The organism is Rhizobium sp. PEPV16 (assembly GCF_008919455.1).
In the GTDB taxonomy this organism is placed as follows: Bacteria; Pseudomonadota; Alphaproteobacteria; order Rhizobiales; family Rhizobiaceae; genus Rhizobium; species Rhizobium leguminosarum_Q.
The window spans coordinates 39,414-56,159 of sequence record NZ_VSZV01000344.1; the positions used below are offsets into that span (position 1 = coordinate 39,414).

19 protein-coding genes are annotated in these 16,746 nt (G+C 61.1%); 3 read left to right on the forward strand and 16 right to left on the reverse strand.

Features of this window, described 5'->3' with window-relative positions; translation table 11 throughout:
* Positions 1–45: 45 nt before the first annotated feature.
* The 14 genes from FY112_RS27655 to FY112_RS27720 all read right to left on the reverse strand — a co-directional run bounded on the left by FY112_RS27655 (position 46) and on the right by FY112_RS27720 (position 12,066).
* Positions 46–462, reverse strand: a complete 417-nt coding sequence (locus FY112_RS27655) for a helix-turn-helix domain-containing protein (RefSeq protein ID WP_003544853.1) — start codon at positions 460–462, stop codon at positions 46–48.
* Between the two features lie 152 nt (positions 463–614).
* Positions 615–2,219, reverse strand: coding sequence for an apolipoprotein N-acyltransferase (lnt, locus tag FY112_RS27660; RefSeq protein ID WP_151519759.1), 1,605 nt, complete (start codon positions 2,217–2,219; stop codon positions 615–617).
* A gap of 80 nt (positions 2,220–2,299) precedes the next feature.
* Positions 2,300–3,433, reverse strand: coding sequence for a hemolysin family protein (locus tag FY112_RS27665; protein WP_027669322.1), 1,134 nt, complete (start codon positions 3,431–3,433; stop codon positions 2,300–2,302).
* On the reverse strand, positions 3,430–3,945 hold the full coding sequence (gene ybeY / locus FY112_RS27670; protein ID WP_017958697.1) for an rRNA maturation RNase YbeY: 516 nt from the start codon (positions 3,943–3,945) through the stop codon (positions 3,430–3,432). Before ybeY ends, FY112_RS27665 begins: the two co-directional genes overlap by 4 nt.
* Complete coding sequence (locus FY112_RS27675; RefSeq protein ID WP_025392894.1) at positions 3,945–4,994, reverse strand: PhoH family protein; 1,050 nt, start codon at positions 4,992–4,994, stop codon at positions 3,945–3,947. The genes ybeY and FY112_RS27675 overlap by 1 nt, the downstream gene beginning before the upstream one ends.
* 18 nt (positions 4,995–5,012) lie before the next feature.
* The gene (gene miaB / locus FY112_RS27680) at positions 5,013–6,422 is read right to left on the reverse strand and encodes a tRNA (N6-isopentenyl adenosine(37)-C2)-methylthiotransferase MiaB (protein ID WP_151519760.1); all 1,410 of its coding nucleotides are present in this window, start codon (positions 6,420–6,422) and stop codon (positions 5,013–5,015) included.
* A gap of 60 nt (positions 6,423–6,482) precedes the next feature.
* Positions 6,483–7,280: a 1-acyl-sn-glycerol-3-phosphate acyltransferase gene (locus tag FY112_RS27685; protein ID WP_017958700.1), complete on the reverse strand. Its 798-nt coding sequence runs from the start codon at positions 7,278–7,280 to the stop codon at positions 6,483–6,485.
* 27 nt (positions 7,281–7,307) lie between these two features.
* Positions 7,308–7,736: a Fur family transcriptional regulator gene (locus FY112_RS27690; RefSeq protein WP_003544875.1), complete on the reverse strand. Its 429-nt coding sequence runs from the start codon at positions 7,734–7,736 to the stop codon at positions 7,308–7,310.
* A gap of 83 nt (positions 7,737–7,819) precedes the next feature.
* Positions 7,820–8,320: an N-acetyltransferase gene (locus FY112_RS27695; protein ID WP_017958702.1), complete on the reverse strand. Its 501-nt coding sequence runs from the start codon at positions 8,318–8,320 to the stop codon at positions 7,820–7,822.
* Entirely contained in the window at positions 8,317–8,979 is a 663-nt protein-coding gene (gene tsaB / locus FY112_RS27700) for a tRNA (adenosine(37)-N6)-threonylcarbamoyltransferase complex dimerization subunit type 1 TsaB (RefSeq protein WP_151519761.1), read from the reverse strand. The genes FY112_RS27695 and tsaB overlap by 4 nt, the downstream gene beginning before the upstream one ends.
* A gap of 88 nt (positions 8,980–9,067) precedes the next feature.
* A complete protein-coding gene (locus FY112_RS27705; RefSeq protein ID WP_017958704.1) occupies positions 9,068–9,634 on the reverse strand; it encodes a NifU family protein in 567 nt (188 codons plus the stop codon).
* 218 nt (positions 9,635–9,852) lie between these two features.
* On the reverse strand, positions 9,853–10,344 hold the full coding sequence (locus tag FY112_RS27710) for a universal stress protein (RefSeq protein ID WP_003544884.1): 492 nt from the start codon (positions 10,342–10,344) through the stop codon (positions 9,853–9,855).
* 128 nt (positions 10,345–10,472) lie between these two features.
* A complete protein-coding gene (gene trpS / locus FY112_RS27715; protein WP_151519762.1) occupies positions 10,473–11,537 on the reverse strand; it encodes a tryptophan--tRNA ligase in 1,065 nt (354 codons plus the stop codon).
* A gap of 130 nt (positions 11,538–11,667) precedes the next feature.
* Entirely contained in the window at positions 11,668–12,066 is a 399-nt protein-coding gene (locus FY112_RS27720) for a VOC family protein (protein WP_151519778.1), read from the reverse strand.
* A gap of 188 nt (positions 12,067–12,254) precedes the next feature.
* Here FY112_RS27720 and FY112_RS27725 point away from each other — a divergent pair, with 188 nt between their 5' ends.
* Positions 12,255–12,683: a D-Ala-D-Ala carboxypeptidase family metallohydrolase gene (locus tag FY112_RS27725; RefSeq protein WP_151519763.1), complete on the forward strand. Its 429-nt coding sequence runs from the start codon at positions 12,255–12,257 to the stop codon at positions 12,681–12,683.
* An 82-nt stretch (positions 12,684–12,765) separates the two neighbouring features.
* On the opposite strand, the gene FY112_RS27730 is transcribed toward FY112_RS27725, so the two are convergent.
* Positions 12,766–13,359, reverse strand: coding sequence for a TetR/AcrR family transcriptional regulator (locus FY112_RS27730; RefSeq protein WP_246700761.1), 594 nt, complete (start codon positions 13,357–13,359; stop codon positions 12,766–12,768).
* Positions 13,360–13,467: 108 nt separating this feature from the next.
* On the opposite strand from FY112_RS27730, the gene FY112_RS27735 reads away from it, so the two are divergent.
* The gene (locus tag FY112_RS27735; protein ID WP_151519765.1) at positions 13,468–14,550 is read left to right on the forward strand and encodes an aldehyde reductase; all 1,083 of its coding nucleotides are present in this window, start codon (positions 13,468–13,470) and stop codon (positions 14,548–14,550) included.
* A 165-nt stretch (positions 14,551–14,715) separates the two neighbouring features.
* Positions 14,716–15,120: a nuclear transport factor 2 family protein gene (locus FY112_RS27740; protein WP_151519766.1), complete on the forward strand. Its 405-nt coding sequence runs from the start codon at positions 14,716–14,718 to the stop codon at positions 15,118–15,120.
* Positions 15,121–15,146: 26 nt separating this feature from the next.
* Here FY112_RS27740 and murJ read toward each other — a convergent pair whose 3' ends face one another.
* Positions 15,147–16,727 (reverse strand): murein biosynthesis integral membrane protein MurJ, encoded by a 1,581-nt coding sequence (murJ, locus tag FY112_RS27745; RefSeq protein WP_151519767.1) that lies wholly within the window; start codon positions 16,725–16,727, stop codon positions 15,147–15,149.
* Positions 16,728–16,746 lie beyond the last annotated feature (19 nt).

Genomic DNA, 16,746 nt, shown 5'->3' on the forward strand with positions numbered 1-16,746 from the left:
AAGGCGGCCTTTCGACCGCCTTTCGAATTCTGCGCTGGTCTTGGTTCAGTCGGCGTCGGCTTCAGCGGCCAGGGCTTTCACCAGCTCCACGACCTTGCGGCGAACCTTGGGATCGGAAATCTTGACGAAGGCGCGATTGAGCTGCAGTCCTTCCGAGGACGACAGGAAATCGACGACGTAGTTCGAGCTGGAGGCTTCCATGCCGCCGCCGGCACTGGAATGTTCGCCGGGCGCGTCCTCGAAGAAAAACGACACCGGAACATTGAGGATGTTCGAGATGTTCTGCAGGCGGCTTGCGCCGACGCGGTTGGTGCCCTTTTCGTATTTCTGGATCTGCTGGAAGGTGATGCCAAGGCTTTCGCCAAGCTTTTCCTGGCTCATGCCCAGCATCGTACGGCGGAGGCGAATACGGCTGCCAACATGGATGTCGATCGGATTCGGCTTCTTCTTATTTTCAATCATGGTCGTGCCCTAGCTAAGAATTTCAACCTGTTTCTAACCGGCATGCCCCTGATCCATCCCAAAACGCCACGTTGCAAGCGGTGAGGAACCCACCTTCAAACATACGTTAAGAACGCCGATTGACATCACTATGCAATTTTAGGGGTTTTTGGTCAATTCAACCCGGAAATAAAACCTCTGCGAGAAATTAGCGCAATCAAAATCAGCAGCGCCTCGATCAACCAGAAGTATGCTTGCCGGGGGGATGCCGTTCCGACTCCATCGCCGATGCTATCGAGCGTTGCATCGACGAAGCCGGTTTCTCCAAGATCGAGGCCCGCAATAATTTCCCCATGCGCATTCACCAGCGCTGAAATGCCGCTATTGGCGTCGCGAATCAGCGGCAGGCCGGTTTCGACAGCCCGCACCCGCGCCTGCTGGAAATGCTGGTAGGGGCCGGGCGTCACGCCAAACCAGGCATCATTGGTGATATTGAGGATCGCGTTGGCGTCTTTTATGTCACCGGTCATTTCGCCGGGAAAAATGATCTCATAGCAAATCAGCGGATAGAGATTGAGCCCGCCGGGCAGCGCCAGCAGGTGCCGGTTTGCCGCGGCCGAAAAGCCGCCCGGTATCTCGACGACGTTCTGGATACCGAATTCGGTGAGCACGTCCTCGAAGGGCAGATATTCGCCGAAGGGCACCAGATGCACCTTATCGGAGGCGGCGATGATCTGGCCGCGGCCGTCGATCACGTAGATGGAATTATAGTAGCGCGGCGGCGTGCCTGGTCCCATCTCCTCGGCGCGAACGGCGCCGGCGATCAGGATCTGATTGTCGTCGAGCGTATCGGCGATCCGCGTCAGCGCATCCTGATTGTCGGTCAGGATGAAGGGGATCGACGTTTCCGGCCAGACGATGATATCGGGCTTGCGCCCGCCATTCTCAGGCGCTTCGGCCGACAGCTTCAGATGTGTCTCGAAGATCGCGGCGCGGTCGACGTCGTTATCCATTTTCGCTGTCTGGTCGATCGCCGGCTGCACCAGCCGCACCACCGGCCGCTTGTCCTCAGGCAATGTGTCCGGCCGCGGCGCGAGATGGAGAGCATAGGCGCCATAACCGAGATGGGCGGCAAAGAAGAGGGCGGCGAGCGCGATGCCCGTCCGTGCCCCTTGCCGCGTCCCGGCAAGGGCAGGCGCAGAAAAGACGAAGACGGCAAGGGCCGTTACGCCCATCGCTCCGATCACATGCGCCGACTGCATCATCAGCGGAACCGGCATGATGCCGTAGCCGATGGCGTTCCAGGGAAAGCCGGTGAGGACGAAGCTTCGAAGCCATTCCATCAGCCCGAAGCCTGCCGCAAGCGCGGCGATCCGCCCCATGCCATCAGACCAGACGATGCGGGCAAGGGCGGCTGCCAGGCCGTAGAAGATCGCAAGGCAGGCCGGCAGCCCGAGGATTGCCAGCGGCAGCGCCCAGGCGAATTCTTCCTGATCGATCAGCAGCGCATGGCCGAGCCACCAGAGGCCGGCGACGAAATAGCCGAAGCCGAACAGCCAGCCGGTGGCAAACGCCGGCCACAGCCTGCCGATCAGGCCGCTTTCAGGCGAAGCCGCCGCCCCATCGATCAGCCAGACGAGGAGGGTGAAGGAAACGAACATCGCCGCGAAAAAGCCGATGGGCGGCAGCGCCAGAACCGCGAATGCCCCGGCGGCGATAGCCAGCAGCGACCGTTTGAAACCCCAGACGAGGATAACCCTGTCCGCAAGCCGCTCCATGCGCACTCCCATCAAACCGCGAATCAACCCATTCGCAGTCTTTCAAAAAAGCGGCTCTTTGTCCCGTCAGTTGGGTCCTGTCAGTTGGCGGTCGATTCCGCAGGCCGGTCGTCGCCGGCCTCGGAGCCGCCATCCGCCTTGGCGCGGCGGCGGATCGCGTGGCGCTTACGGGTGATGCGCAGCCGCTTGATGCGGCGCGGATCGGCGTCGAGGATGTGGAATTCGAAGCCCGGCAGCGCCTGGACGACCTCGCCGCGCACCGGGATGCGGCCGAGTGCCGAGAAAATCAGGCCGCCCAGCGTATCGACCTCGTCGACCTGTTCGCTGATGTCGAAATCCGGCCCGATCGCTTGGGCGATCTCTTCCAGCTCGACGCGGGCGTCGGCGATGAACATGTCCTCGGCGACGCGCTTGAACATCACTTCTTCGTCGTCATGTTCGTCGTCGATGTCGCCGACCACCATTTCGACGATATCTTCATGCGAGGCAAGCCCGTCGGTGCCGCCATATTCGTCGATGACGAGCGCCATCTGCGTGCGGTTCACCTGCATCCGGCGCAACAGGTCGGACGCCAGCATGGACGGCGGCACGAACAGGATCTTGCGGATGATGCCGGCCTCGGCCAGCGTCTTTTGCAGGTCGACGCGGGCGAGATCGAAATTCGGCTTGGCCGAACGCGTGGTCTTCTGGATATTTTCGGGCGCGACCTCGATCGCCGGCACGGCAACGGCCGGCTTCGCCGGGGCACGGCGCTTATTGCGCGCCTGCTTGGCGACATAGGAGAGCAGGTCGCGGATATGCACCATGCCGCGCGGATCGTCGAGCGTATCGGCATAGACAGGCATGCGCGAGCGGCCGGATTCCTCGAAGAGGATCATCAGCTCGCCGATGGTGATGTTCTGGTCGACCGCCTCGATATCGGCGCGCGGCACCATCACGTCGGCGACGCGCACCTCGCGAAAACGCAGTATGTTGTTGAGCATCGCCCGTTCGTCGGGCGAAAAGGCGTCGTCGCCGGCTGCATCTGTCATAAGCGCGTCGGCGAGATCCTCGCGCAATCGCGAGCCCTGCTGCGGGCGAAGGATGCGCGCGGCGCGCGACCAGAAGGATTGCGATCGGCCGGATGGCCGACTACTACTGCCTGCCTCGTCCGAAGAGGAGGATGGCTCGGAGTCCTTGGCGTCTGCCGCCGGCTTCGTCGTAAAGTCGCTCATGGTTCCATTTTAAGGTCTTGACCCTCGTAGGGATCAGATAGGCCGAGCTGCGCCAAAATGCGAGTCTCCAACCCCTCCATAATTTCGGCTTCGGCACTATTCATATGGTCGTAGCCGAGAAGATGCAAGAAACCGTGCACCAGAAGATGGGTCAGGTGGTCGTCGAAACTCTTTTCGAGCTCGGCCGCTTCCCGCTCGAGCGTCTCCCGGGCGATGATGATGTCGCCGAGCATAGGGCCGGGCATCTTGCCGGGCTGAACCGGAAAGGCCGGAAAGGAGAGCACGTTGGTCGCCTTGTCCTTGCCGCGCCATTCGGCATTGATGTCCTGGATCGAGGCATCGTCGGTGAAAACAAGCGAAACCTCGGGCGGCATCGTCGGGAAGGGCTGCTTCTCGCTGTCGCGGAGATAGATCGTGGCGGCGCCAAGCACACGTTCGCAAAACGACAGCAGCGTCTCCTCGCCGGGCCAGCCGATGTCCTCGACGCTGATCTGGATGTCGAGTTCGGCCATTAGCCCTGCCGGCTGACGTCTTCGGCGACGGCATAGGTGGAATCATAGGCCCTGACGATGCGCCCGACCAGCGGGTGGCGGACGACGTCGGTATCCGTGAAGCGCACGATCGAGATGCCCTCGACGCCGTTCAGAAGCTGCAGGGCCTCGACGAGGCCGGATTTGACGCCGCGCGGCAGATCGATCTGGCTCGGGTCGCCGGTGACGATCATGCGCGCATTTTCGCCGAGACGCGTCAGGAACATCTTCATCTGCATCGACGTGGTGTTCTGCGCTTCGTCGAGGATGATGGCGGCGTTGGCGAGCGTGCGGCCGCGCATGAAGGCGAGCGGCGCGATTTCGATGACGCCGGCGGTGATCGCCCGGTCGACCTTGTCGGCAGGGATCATGTCGTAGAGCGCATCATAGAGCGGGCGAAGATAGGGATCGACCTTTTCCTTCATGTCTCCGGGCAGGAAGCCGAGGCGTTCGCCGGCCTCGACGGCCGGGCGCGACAGGATGATCTTTTCGACCGCGCCGCGCTCCAGCAGCTGGGCGGCATGGGCGACGGCGAGATAGGTCTTGCCGGTGCCGGCCGGGCCGACGCCGAAGACAAGCTCGGCGCGTTCCAGTGCCCTGATGTAGGCGTCCTGCATCGGCGTGCGGGCGATGATCGTCTTCTTGCGCGTGGAAACCTGCGCCATCGTCAGCTTGGCCTTGCGCTCCATGGTCGGCAGGCTGAGCTGATCGTCGGCGGCGACCGCCATGCGGATTGCACCCTCGACGTCGGATCGTTCCACGCTGCCGCCTTTCTGAAGTTTTTCATAGAGATAGTCGAGCGTGCGCCGCGCCTGATTGGTGGTCACGATATCGCCGGTGATGACGACCGAATTGCCGCGTGCCCGCGCATCGATGTTCAGCCGTTGCTCGAGCAGCTTGAGGTTTTGGTCGAATTGACCAAAGAGCTCGCTGGCGAACCGGTTGTTCTCGAACGTCAGGACGAAGTGATTGGTATCGCTCGGCGTGCGGGGGTGGCGCGGTGAAGAAGAAACCAATTCTTGTCCGTTCAAGCGGTCGGGCTCCTTGGGTTAGACCGCAGCCTCTGCACGTTCGGCAAACAGGCTGTTTGTTCCGGTCCCTGTGATTCGCACTTTAATAATGTCACCGATTTGCGATGCTTTTGCATCAACATTCACTGATTGAAGCCAGGGAGAACGTCCGATTAGTTGTTCCGGCATGCGACCGGGCTTTTCGAGCAACAGGTCGATCTCTTTGCCGATGCAGGATTCGGCAAATTCCTGCTGCTGCTTCAGGAGAAGCATTTGCAGGCGTTCCAGCCGTTCTGCCTTGATCTCTTCCGGCACCTGGTCCTTCAGCTCCGCGCCGGGCGTGCCCGGCCGTGTCGAGTATTTGAACGAGAAGGCCTGTGCATAACGGACCTCCTCCACAAGTCTCAATGTATCCTTAAAATCCTCATCTGTCTCCCCCGGAAAGCCGGTGATGAAATCGCCCGACAGCGCAATGTCGGGCCGCACCGTGCGGATGCGCTCGATCAGCGCCAGATATTCGGCGGCCGTGTGGCGCCGGTTCATCGCTTTCAGGATGCGGTCCGAGCCCGATTGCACCGGCAGGTGCAGATAGGGCATCAGTGCGCTGAGGTCGCGATGGGCATTGATCAGCCGGTCGTCCATGTCGCGCGGATGGCTTGTGGTATAGCGCAGCCGCGCAAGGCCGGGGATCTCGGCCAGCCGGTAGAGCAGGTCGCCGAGGCTCCATGCCTCGTCCCGCGGTCCGGCGCCGTGCCAGGCGTTGACGTTCTGCCCGAGCAGGGTGATCTCGCGCACCCCGCTGTCGGCGAGCTTTTCGGCTTCCTCGACGATCTGGGAAACCGGCCGCGACACTTCCGAGCCGCGTGTATAGGGCACGACGCAGAAGGTGCAGAATTTGTCGCAGCCTTCCTGCACCGTCAGGAAGGCGGTGACGCCGCGGGCGCGGATCCTTCGGCTCTCGGCGATCGGCAGATGCTCGAACTTGTCCTCGATCGCATATTCCGTATCGACGACGCGCTGGCCTTGTTTGGCCAGGCGTAGCGCTTCCGGCAGGCGATGATAGGTCTGCGGCCCGATGACGACGTCGACGGCGGGTGCGCGGCGCAGGATCTCCTCGCCTTCGGCCTGGGCGACGCAGCCGGCAACGCCGATCATCATCTCCCGGCCGTCCGCCGCCTTCTTCTTTTTCATATCGCGCAGCCGTCCGAGCGCCGAATAGACCTTCTCGGCCGCCTTCTCGCGGATATGGCAGGTGTTGAGGAGAACGAGGTCCGCCTCTTCCATATCTTCCGTCGGCTCATAGCCGTCGCGGGCGAGCGCATCGCTCATGCGCGTCGAATCGTAGACGTTCATCTGGCAGCCATAGGTCTTGATGAAGACCTTGCGGCTGTTGCTGCCATCGCGGGGTGTCGATTCCGGGGCCTGGAGAAGGGCGCTGTCCTGTGTCATGGCGCGCTATTTAGTGGTTTTTGCCGCCGGAGAAAATCGAAATCTTGTTCTAGCAGCCTGCTAGGAGATTTCGCGCCCGCGCAAGCGGCTGTTCAGGAGGTTGCGGATGCGCATGGCGATTGTCGCGCTCACCTCCTTGCGGCTGGTCTCGGCGCGGTAATCTACCGCCTCGCCGAAGGAAACCTCGGCGTCGATGGCGCCGCAGCGCACGATGTCAATGAGATGCGGCAGCAGCTCGATATCACCCGGCCAGGCGGCGAGCGGCCGATGATAGCGCCCCATGGCGATGCCGTGCACCCTGGTATAGGCAACAGCCACCGGCTGCACCACGACCGTTCCCGTCGGTGAATAAGGCACAGCCATCGCCGCGGCGCCGAACAGCGACGACTTGACCTCCAGTAGCCGGTTCCCATCCGAGGTCGTGCCTTCGGGAAAGAGTACGACGATCTCGCCGTCGGCCATGCGTCCGGCGATCTCGTTTGCCTGGTGGCCGGTCTTGCGCCGCTCCTCGCGCACGACGAAGACGCTCTTCTGCAGCTTGGCGAGCGTGCCGAAGATCGGCCAGTCGCTCACCTCGATCTTGGCAATGAAGGCGACGTCGGCAACGGCCGACAACACCATGATATCAAGCCAGGAGGAATGGTTGGAACAGAGCATCAGCGGCCGGCGATCTTCCAGCTTGCCCGTGACGCGGACACGGATGCCGAGACAATAGCAGACGATACGGTGCCAGACGCGTGGAAGCCGGCGGCGCAGCCGCCAGTCGAAGCGCAGCGCCAGCAGCTGCAGCGGCATGAGCACGATGCTGACCGCAAGGATGACGATCGCGGCGAAGGCGATGCGCAGCCAGGCGATCAAATGCTGGGCTCCCGGGCGGCCATTGCTTCAGAGGTCTTCTTTCTTCAACGGGACGCCGTAGAGCTCCAGCCGATGATCGACCAGCCGGAAGCCGTGCTCGCGGGCGATACGCTCCTGCAGCGCTTCGATCTCCGGCGAGCGGAATTCGATGACCGTGCCGGTCTTCAGGTCGATGAGATGGTCGTGGTGTTCTTCCGGCACCGTTTCGTAACGCGAGCGCCCGTCGCGGAAGTCGTGGCGGGCGATAATGCCGGCATCCTCGAACAGTTTCACGGTGCGATAGACGGTCGAGATCGAGATCTTCGCATCGACTTTCACCGAGCGGCGGTAGAGTTCTTCGACGTCGGGATGGTCTTCCGAGTCTTCCAGGATGCGCGCGATCACGCGGCGCTGCTCGGTCATGCGCATGCCGCGTTCGGTGCAAAGCTCCTCAAGGGTCTTGGCTACATCAGTCATCGCCGGCCTATAGAGATATTCGTGTTTCGACAACGCCGCTGGGGCATTTGCGCCGGCCTGCATGTTATCTCGCTGCCAGGGAACTACCGAAGAACGCGCTTCATGACAAGCGCCGTGGAGAGGGCGCCGTTTTCTTGTCTGTAGTAACCCTGACGTTCGCCGACCTTTTCGAAGCCGAGCTTGCGGTAGAGGCCAAGCGCTGCCGTATTGCCGTTGTCGACCTCGAGAAACATGCTCTCGCCGCCGCGCGACCGCGCTTCCCGCATCGCCGCCTGCATCAGCCGCCAGCCAAGTCCGGCACGGGCGACCTTCGCCTGCACGGCAATCGTCAGGATCTCCGCCTCGCCGGCGACATGGCGGGCGAGAATGAACCCCGGAAGCGGCTTTTTCAGGAAGGCATTGGTCTGGCGCGCGACGAAGCCGAAGACGGTATCCTGCATCAGCAGCCCGTGAAATTCACCGTCGCCCCAGGGCCGGGCGAACCGCTCGCCGTGCAGGGCGGCAACATCGCGGCAATCCTCGCGCTCCATGGCGATGATCTCGAATTCCGGTTTCAGCGTCAGATAGCTTTCCAGCATCGTCATACTCGTCGCGCAATCGCGTACCCGGCCTGCGGCTTGGCATCGGGTCCGCGCAGATAAAGGGGCTTCGGCTTTCCGGCATCGGGGGAGGCGGCAGCGCCCAGGCGCGCCACGACGGAGATTGGATACCTGTTGGTGTGATCGCCGAAGGTGTCGGCCTTGAGGAGCGGCGTCGCCGAACCGGTAATCTCGCCGTCGAAACCGGCGGCAAAAACCCGCGCTTCCGCAACGCTGACTGCCCGTGGCGTGTCGAGGGGCGAACCGTCGGCCGCGAAGGACTGGAGGTAGATTTCGTCCCGCTTGGCATCCATCGCCGCCAGCACGGCGCGATGAGGCGTCTTGTCGCGCTGGGCTGATGCCATAACTTGGAGCGTGGTGACGCCGACGGCCGGCACATTGAGGGAAAGCGCAAAACCGCGGGCTGCGGCAACGCCGACGCGGATACCGGTAAAGGAGCCGGGACCGATGGTGACGGCAAGGCGGTCGACATCCGAAAGGGTCAGTCCCGCCTGATCGAGTGCGCGATCGACGATACCAATCAGATGTTCAGCATGCCCCTTGCCGATCATGTCCGATGCCTCCCCCAGCACCGTATCCCTGCCGCTGTCATAGACGGCGGCAGCGCAGTCCACACCTGCCGTGTCGAGCGCCAGAATGATCATGCCATCAATTTCCGAATAAACCAGTGTCGCCTATCGATAAATCCGTTCGGCCGAACCTGAGATGAACGGCTGGACGAATTCAAGATTTTTAAGCGGCAATCACTTCCTGCACTTCCGGAACGAAATGGCGCAGCAGGTTCTGGACGCCGTGCTTCAGCGTTGCCGTCGAAGACGGGCAGCCGGCGCAGGAACCCTTCATGTTCAGATAGACCTTGCCATCCTTGAAGCCGCGGAAGGTGATGTCGCCGCCATCCTGGGCAACGGCCGGGCGTACGCGGGTCTCCAGAAGCTCCTTGATGGTCAGCACGATCGATTCATCGCCTTCGTCGAAGAATTCATCGCCGGCATCGGCGTCTTCGGAAAGGATGGAGGCATCGCCCATGACCGGCTTGCCGGACATGAAGTGCTCCATGATCGAGCCTAATATAGCCGGCTTAAGATGCTGCCAGTCGGCATTGTCCTTGGAGACGGAAATGAAATCATAGCCGAAATAGACGCCGGTGACGCCGGATATTTCGAACAGGCGGGCAGCGAGCGGCGAAGCTTGAGCTTCTTCGGCGCTGCGGAACTCGGCCGTGCCGTTTTCCATCACCACCTTGCCCGGCAGGAACTTCTGCGTGGCGGGGTTCGGCGTGGCTTCGGTCTGAATGAACATCTGATTCTCCATGCGGCCGGCCCATGGTCTCGGCCGTCTTTAGAATTCTTCAAAAGAAGATAAGCCGATTGACGGCTCTAATCAAGAGACTTGTACTCAAGAAATGCCAGAACAGGATGATTTTAGGCCCGTTGGCATAAAATCTGAATCCTGTTCTACATTATATAGTTAGAGCATGATGTCGTCCGAAAACCGCTCATACTTTTCGGCATCATGCTCTAGCAAAGGGCGTCGATTTCCTCGTTGGTCAGAGTATCCGGCAGCACGGTGACCGGGATCGGAAACGCCGCCGCGCGACCGGCAACCGAGGAAACCAGCGGCCCTGGACCTTCCTTCGCCGAACCGGCGGCCAGAACCAGGATCGCTACATCGCGGTCTTCCTCGATCACGGCGTTGATCTGTTCGGCAGCGCCGCCCTCGCGGATGACGACCTCGGGCTCGATGCCGATGGTCTCGCGCACGATCTGGGCGATCTTGGCAACCACCGCCTCGGCCTCCTCACGCGCTTCGGCCCGCATGATCTCTTCGACGCCGAGCCATTGCTGGAAATCCCCATCCGGGATCACGTAGAGCAGCACCAGCCCGCCATTGGAATTCTTCGCGCGCCGGCCGGCATAATGAACGGCGCGTTGGCATTCGGGTGTACCGTCGATCACCGCCATGAATTTGCGGCGATGACCTTCGAGCCGTGAGAGTCGCTTCGATACCATGGCGCGGACTCTGACACCCGAAGCGGAAAATTTGCAAGTCCAGTTTTTCCTCTTCCCCTCGCGGAAGATTCTCTTCTCCCCCAGGGGAGGGCCCCTTCTCCCGCGACAGGGAGAAGAGGAGATTTATCTCAATAGAGGAAGCCGATGACGTCGCGCACCTGGCGCATGGTCACTTCGGCGCGTGCCCTGGCGCGTTCGCCGCCCTTGCGCAGGATCGCGTCGATATGGCTGGTATCGTCCATCAGCCGGCGCATTTCGCCGGTGATCGGCGCCAGCACGTTGATTGCCAGGTCGACCAGCGCCGGCTTGAAGACGGAGAATTGCTGGCCGCCGAATTCGGCGAGCACGTCCGCCTTCGACTTGTCGGCGAGTGCGGCATAGATCGCCACGAGATTGTCGGCTTCCGGACGGCCCTGCAGCCCGTCGATCTCGCTCGGCAAACCATCCGGATCGGTCTTGGCCTTGCGGATCTTCTTCGAGATCGCGTCCTCGTCGTCCATCAGGTTGATGCGCGAGAGATCGGAGGGGTCCGACTTCGACATTTTCTTGGTGCCGTCGCGCAGCGACATGACACGCGGCGCCGGCCCGCCGATCAACGGCTCGACCATCGGGAAATAGGCATGCACCAGCTCGTTGCCGACGGTGATGTCGACGCCGTAGCCGGTCCTGCTGATATGCTCGGCATAGTCGAGGTTGAACTTCATCGCGATGTCGCGGGCAAGCTCCAGATGCTGCTTCTGGTCCTCACCAACAGGCACATGCGTGGCGCGATAGACGAGAATGTCGGCGGCCATCAGGCTCGGATAGGCGTAGAGCCCGAGCGAGGCCTGCTCGCGGTCCTTGCCGGCCTTGTCCTTGAACTGCGTCATCCGGTTCATCCAGCCGATGCGGGCGACGCAGTTGAAGATCCAGGCGAGTTCGGCATGCTGCGGCACGGCCGACTGATTGAAGACGATATGTTTTTCCGGATCGATGCCGGCGGCGATGAAGGCGGCGGCGATCGAGCGCGTCTGGCCCGGCATGTCCTCATGCACGAGCTGGGCGGTGAGCGCATGCATGTCGACGACGCAGTAGATGCAGTCATTGCCTTCCTGCAGCGCCACGAACCGGCGGATCGCGCCGAGATAATTGCCGAGATGCAGATTGCCGGTCGGCTGCACGCCGGAGAATACGAGTTTCTTGAATTCGCTCATGTCGTCCTCAATAGGCTGGTGGAGGGCCCACGCTGTCACAGTTTAAATTGCTGCAGAATGCAGCAGGGCTTTTCGCCCATCTTGTTAACGCCGCGGCTTATGCACGGGCAATCGGTCGCAATCAAGGGGTTCAGGCGGCAGTGTGCTGGATCAGATCGAAAGTGTTGCCGTAGGGATCCGCAAACACCGCCACCGTGCCGTAGACCTCGTGACGCGGCTCTTCCAGAAAGCGCACGCCGACTGCCAGCATCGCGGCATGGTCGCGGGCGAAATCGTCGGTCTTCAGAAAGAAGCCGACACGCCCGCCGGTCTGATTGCCGATGGCCGCGCGCTGCGTCTCGTCTGCCGCCTGCGCCAGCAGAAAGGCGGCTCCATCCCCACCCCTCGGCTTCACAACTACCCAGCGCTTGCCCTCCGGCTGCAGCTCGTCCTGAAGGCAATCGAAACCAAGACTATCGCAGTAAAAAGCCTTGGCGCGGTCGTAATCGTCGACCACGAGGGTGACGAGGAAAAGAGACTGGATCACCAGGTGCTGCCTCGCGTTTGAGATGTTTATTCCAGTTTTGAGTCGCAATTACCTAGAATTTAAGCCGAATTGATCAACCGCCTTAGTCATAATTGAGTATAAAATTTCACAGAAAAGCTTTTTTTGAACCGAAAATCCTGCGCCTGGTGCCGGCGCCGTTGGGGTCGCTGCGATAGCCGATAGGAGCGACCATGCAGAACGCAATTTTGCTTGCCATGGCAGGCCTTTTCGCCCTTCAATCAGCAACGGGTGCCGTCGGTCAAGACATGAAAAGGCATGCCGTTCATCTTGCAAAACCTCAGGCACGTCTCGCCTACACGGTCCAGACCGTCAGCGTTCGTGCCGGCTGCTTTCCAGGGCGCCTGCGGGCGATCCTGTCGCATATTGCTGCGAAGACCGGCCGCCGCCCTGTGATAACCTCGGGCCACAGGCCGCATCCCCGCCGCCATGGGTCCCTGCACGGGAAATGTCTGGCAGCCGATTTCAGGATGCCCGGCCTGTCGGAGCGCACGATCATTGCTGCTGCAAGAAGCGCGCCAGGCATCGGCGGCATCGGCAGCTACTGCAATGGCATCATTCATGTCGACGTTGGACCGCAGCGACGATGGGTGGATTGCTGAGGGATCATGCGGTCCGCCTTTTCCCATTCCGGCTTAAGGATCGTCGATTCAGTGGCCGCGAAAAAACCTGCCGTGACCGCCTCTATTGGCCGCTCCGCGTCGTCACCGCCGCCCGCAGGAGGCGCATGAATAGTTTTGTATCGTCATCGAGGCTGGAGCCATTCCATTGCGCGTGTTTGATCCCGTCCATTGCAGCCATCATGATATTGGCCAGTTGATGAGGCGAGGCCTGCAGTGGTTCGAGATCGATTTCCTTGGCTTCCGCAGCGGCATTCAGCGTCTGTGTCAGCATAGTCAATAGCCGTGTCCGCGCGTCGAGCGTGATATCCGCAGCCAAGGCCATATTGGCGGCAAACAGTTCTTCTGCATCGGAACTGCCGCCAAAAGGGGCGATTAACTCCCGCTGAAACACTGCTATGGCCATTTCCATGCGGTCAAACGCGTTCCCCTGTCCTGCCAGAGCCGCTCCCACCTCATCCAATGCGCGAGTATGCGCCCGCATCGAGCCGGCTCGGAAAAGCTCTTCCTTGCTGTTGAAACTCAGATAGAGCGATGCTCGCGAAATACCTGCGGCGCGCGCAATGTCGGCCATGGACGTCTTGCGAAAGCCGAAACGCACGAACACCGGCAGGGCGGCATCCAGGATTTGGGCGATTTTTCGATTAGTCTGCGTCATTTGGACAGACTGGCATTTTGTGACCATTCTGTCAAAAGACGAGTAGACAAATAATGTATATCTGTCTAAGTCGATGAAGGCGCATCGGTGCGCAGTCAGGAGATACCCATGAGTATCACGTCAGATAATTCTAATGGCGCCAACGTACTGGTGACCGGCATTGGCGGATTTCTCGCAGGCCACATTGCCTTGCAGTTGCTCAAGCAGGGGTATCGGGTCAGAGGAAGCCTGCGCAGCACCGGTACAAGCGCTGCGACGGTCGGTCTGCTTGGAGCGCACACTGACGGGCAACTGCAAAACCTCAGTCTGGTGCAGGCCGATCTTGATAGCGATGGCGGTTGGGCTGCGGCTGTCGAAGGATGCGACTATGTCATTCACACCGCATCGCCTTTCCCTCCGGGATATCCTGAAAATGCGAATGCACTGATCCAGACAGCCCGCGACGGTGCGTTGCGCGTGCTTCGCGAGGCGCATCGGGCACAAGTCAAACGTGTGGTTCTGACATCCTCCATAGCTGCCACCAACCATGGCGACGGGCAGGCGCCCTTTACCGAAGAGAATTGGACCGACCCGGAAAGCCCGCGGGCGACGCCCTATTACAAATCCAAGACGCTGACTGAGCGGGCCGCCTGGGCCTTTGCTCATGAAGTCGGGCTCGATCTGGCCGTGATCAATCCAAGCACGATCCTCGGGCCGTTGCTCGGGCCGAATTTCGGGACGTCTGTTGGATTGATCCACCATTTGATGACGGGACGATTCAACGGTATCCCGCGCTTTGGCTTCTCCGTCGTGGATGTGCGCGATACCGCCGATGCCCACATTCGAGCGATGACCAATCCTGCTGCCGGCGGCCAACGGTTCATCATCGGTGGACGGTTTTTCTGGCTCAAGGACCTTGTGGCCATTCTTGCTCATTCCTTTCCGGACCATGCCTCCCGCCTGCCGTCACGCGAAGTCTCTGACGAGATCGTCAGGGTCATGGCGCAATCCGACCCCGATGCACGAACCATTGTTCATGAGCTCAATCGCGATCTTAGTGTCAGTGCAGCAAAAGCCCACCGCGTCCTCGGGTGGCGCTCACGTCCAGAAGAGCAATGCATCCGCGCCAGCGCCCAAAGCCTCATCGACTTGGGATTGGTGCCGACCTCGAATGGAGAACCGGCAACGCGACGGCCAGTGACTGCATCATAGTCGCCGCCTATGCCGAGAGAATTGAACGATCCTTAGAACAGGATGATTTTAGGCTGGTCGGCCTGAGGATAGAATCCTGTTACAAATCAGATTATTAGAGCACGATGTCGCCGAAAACCGCTGACGTTTTCGGCATCATGCTCCAGCTTCAATTGGAGAACGGACATGACAATCCCGACCGTCGACGCATCCCAATCGGCCAGTCAGGCCAACCTTCTTCGCGAAACGGAGCGCGCGAGGCTGCGTGCCCTGATCAACGCCGATATGGTTCGGGCACGACAGCTTCACGCTCCGGACTTCCAGCTGATAACGCCGATCGGTGCCACGCTTTCAAAGGAAGAATATCTGGGTGCGATCGCCTCCGGGCAGATCAAATACCTGACCTGGCAGCCCGCTGAAATTGCCGTGCGGCTTTATGACGGTGTCGCCGTTCTCCGGTATCGCGCTCAGTTGGAGGTCGTCTTCGGTGGCCACAAAGTCGCCCTCAACGACTACTGGCACACCGACACTTATGAGCGGCATGACGAACGTTGGATGGTTGTCTGGTCGCAAGCCACAGCCATCAAGTAGCCAGAGTCACGGTGGTACGACTGGCCTCACCCGTCCTTTGCCGGCGCCGGCTTTCGGTTCAGATTGCGTCGGATCATGCCGAGATTTGCCCCGCCGACCAGGAAAGCGGCGGCGAAATAGATCAGCATGGCGATTGCAATCAGCAGCCCGAGGGTGCCGATTTTGGTGAGAAGCGGCGCGCCGGAAGCAAGCCAAGGCGCCCAATATTGCTTGAGGAAGACGATGGCCGCACCCATGACGGCCGCAGCGACGATCAGCAGGGCGGTACGCTTTGCCAGCGCCCATTCCCATGTCAGGTGGCCACGGCGCAAAAGCGTGGCAAACAGCAGCACGGTGCTGATCCAGCCGGCGGTGGCTTCGGCAACGGCGATGCCGGGGGCGCCCATATAGGGAAAGAGGGTCAGCGCCGTGGCGCAGTTGGCCGCAACCGCGATGGCCGAAAAGCGCATCGGCGTCTTGGTGTCCTCGCGGGCATAGAAGCCGGGCTGCAACGCCTTGATCAGCACGAAGGCCGGCAGGCCGATGCCGTAAATCGCCAGGATCGAGCCGACAACGGCGGTGTTTTCCTGATGGAAGGCGCCACGCTCGTAGAGAACGCGGATGATCTCGTCGGACAGGATCCAGAGCGCGAAGGCGGCGGGGATCGTCAGGAACAGCACGAATTCGATCGAGCGGTTCTGCAGGTTTCCGGCCTCGCGCAGGTTGCCGCCCTTCAGCGCTCGGGCAAGTTCCGGCAGAAGCACCACGCCGACAGCGACGCCGACGACGCCGAGCGGCAGCTGATAGATGCGGTCGGCATATTGCAGCGCTGCGATCGCGCCGTCGCGGGACGACGCAATCGCCTGGCCGATCAGCTGGTTGATCTGGGTGATGCCGCCCGTCACCGCAGCCGGCACCGCCAGGATCAGCAGCCGCTTGACGTTCGGCGTCATCTTCGGGAAACGGAAGCCGATGCTCATGCCGGCCGCAAGCACGCCGACATAGACGACGACAAGCTGCAGGACGCCGGCGGCTAGAACGCCCCAGGAGAGGTACCAGGCCGTCGCCAGCGGATCGGCGCCGGTATAGAGCGCATAAAACAGCGCTCCGATCATCACCACGTTGAGGAAGACCGGTGCTATCGCGGCGGCGAAGAAATGATGCAGCGAATTCAGCATGCCGCTCATCATCGCCGTCAGCGACATGCACATCAGATAGGGAAACATCACGGCCGCCATGCGGATCGTGATCGAGAATTTTTCGGGATCGTCGGCAAAGCCCGGCGCGATGACGAAGCGCACCAGCAGCGGCATGGCAAGCTCCATCACGATAGTGATGAGAAGCAGCACCGAAAACAGCACGCCGAACACTTCTTCCGAAAAGCGTTTGGCGCCATCCGTGCCGTTCGCCTCGATCTCTTTGGCAAAGAGCGGCACGAAGGCGGCGTTGAAGGCGCCCTCGGCAAACAGCCGGCGGAAGAGATTCGGAAAGCGGAAGGCGGCGTAGAAGACGTCGGCCATCGGTCCGGTTCCGAGCGCCGCAGCCATCAGCGTTTCGCGGGCGAAGCCGAAGATGCGGCTGCCGAGGGTGGCGCCGCCGACGGTCGCGAATTTCTTGACGAGGCTCATGCGTTTGGGCTCATGCGTT

Coding starts and splice junctions, on each gene's coding strand:
- FY112_RS27655 (WP_003544853.1), bottom strand. CDS start 462: ATGATTGAAAATAAGAAGAAGCCGAATCCGATCGACATCCATGTTGGC.
- lnt (WP_151519759.1), bottom strand. CDS start 2,219: ATGGAGCGGCTTGCGGACAGGGTTATCCTCGTCTGGGGTTTCAAACGG.
- FY112_RS27665 (WP_027669322.1), bottom strand. CDS start 3,433: ATGAGCGACTTTACGACGAAGCCGGCGGCAGACGCCAAGGACTCCGAG.
- ybeY (WP_017958697.1), bottom strand. CDS start 3,945: ATGGCCGAACTCGACATCCAGATCAGCGTCGAGGACATCGGCTGGCCC.
- miaB (WP_151519760.1), bottom strand. CDS start 6,422: ATGACACAGGACAGCGCCCTTCTCCAGGCCCCGGAATCGACACCCCGC.
- FY112_RS27690 (WP_003544875.1), bottom strand. CDS start 7,736: ATGACTGATGTAGCCAAGACCCTTGAGGAGCTTTGCACCGAACGCGGC.
- FY112_RS27695 (WP_017958702.1), bottom strand. CDS start 8,320: ATGACGATGCTGGAAAGCTATCTGACGCTGAAACCGGAATTCGAGATC.
- tsaB (WP_151519761.1), bottom strand. CDS start 8,979: ATGATCATTCTGGCGCTCGACACGGCAGGTGTGGACTGCGCTGCCGCC.
- FY112_RS27705 (WP_017958704.1), bottom strand. CDS start 9,634: ATGTTCATTCAGACCGAAGCCACGCCGAACCCCGCCACGCAGAAGTTC.
- FY112_RS27710 (WP_003544884.1), bottom strand. CDS start 10,344: ATGGTATCGAAGCGACTCTCACGGCTCGAAGGTCATCGCCGCAAATTC.
- trpS (WP_151519762.1), bottom strand. CDS start 11,537: ATGAGCGAATTCAAGAAACTCGTATTCTCCGGCGTGCAGCCGACCGGC.
- FY112_RS27725 (WP_151519763.1), top strand. CDS start 12,255: ATGCAGAACGCAATTTTGCTTGCCATGGCAGGCCTTTTCGCCCTTCAA.
- FY112_RS27730 (WP_246700761.1), bottom strand. CDS start 13,359: ATGACGCAGACTAATCGAAAAATCGCCCAAATCCTGGATGCCGCCCTG.
- FY112_RS27735 (WP_151519765.1), top strand. CDS start 13,468: ATGAGTATCACGTCAGATAATTCTAATGGCGCCAACGTACTGGTGACC.
- FY112_RS27740 (WP_151519766.1), top strand. CDS start 14,716: ATGACAATCCCGACCGTCGACGCATCCCAATCGGCCAGTCAGGCCAAC.
- murJ (WP_151519767.1), bottom strand. CDS start 16,727: ATGAGCCTCGTCAAGAAATTCGCGACCGTCGGCGGCGCCACCCTCGGC.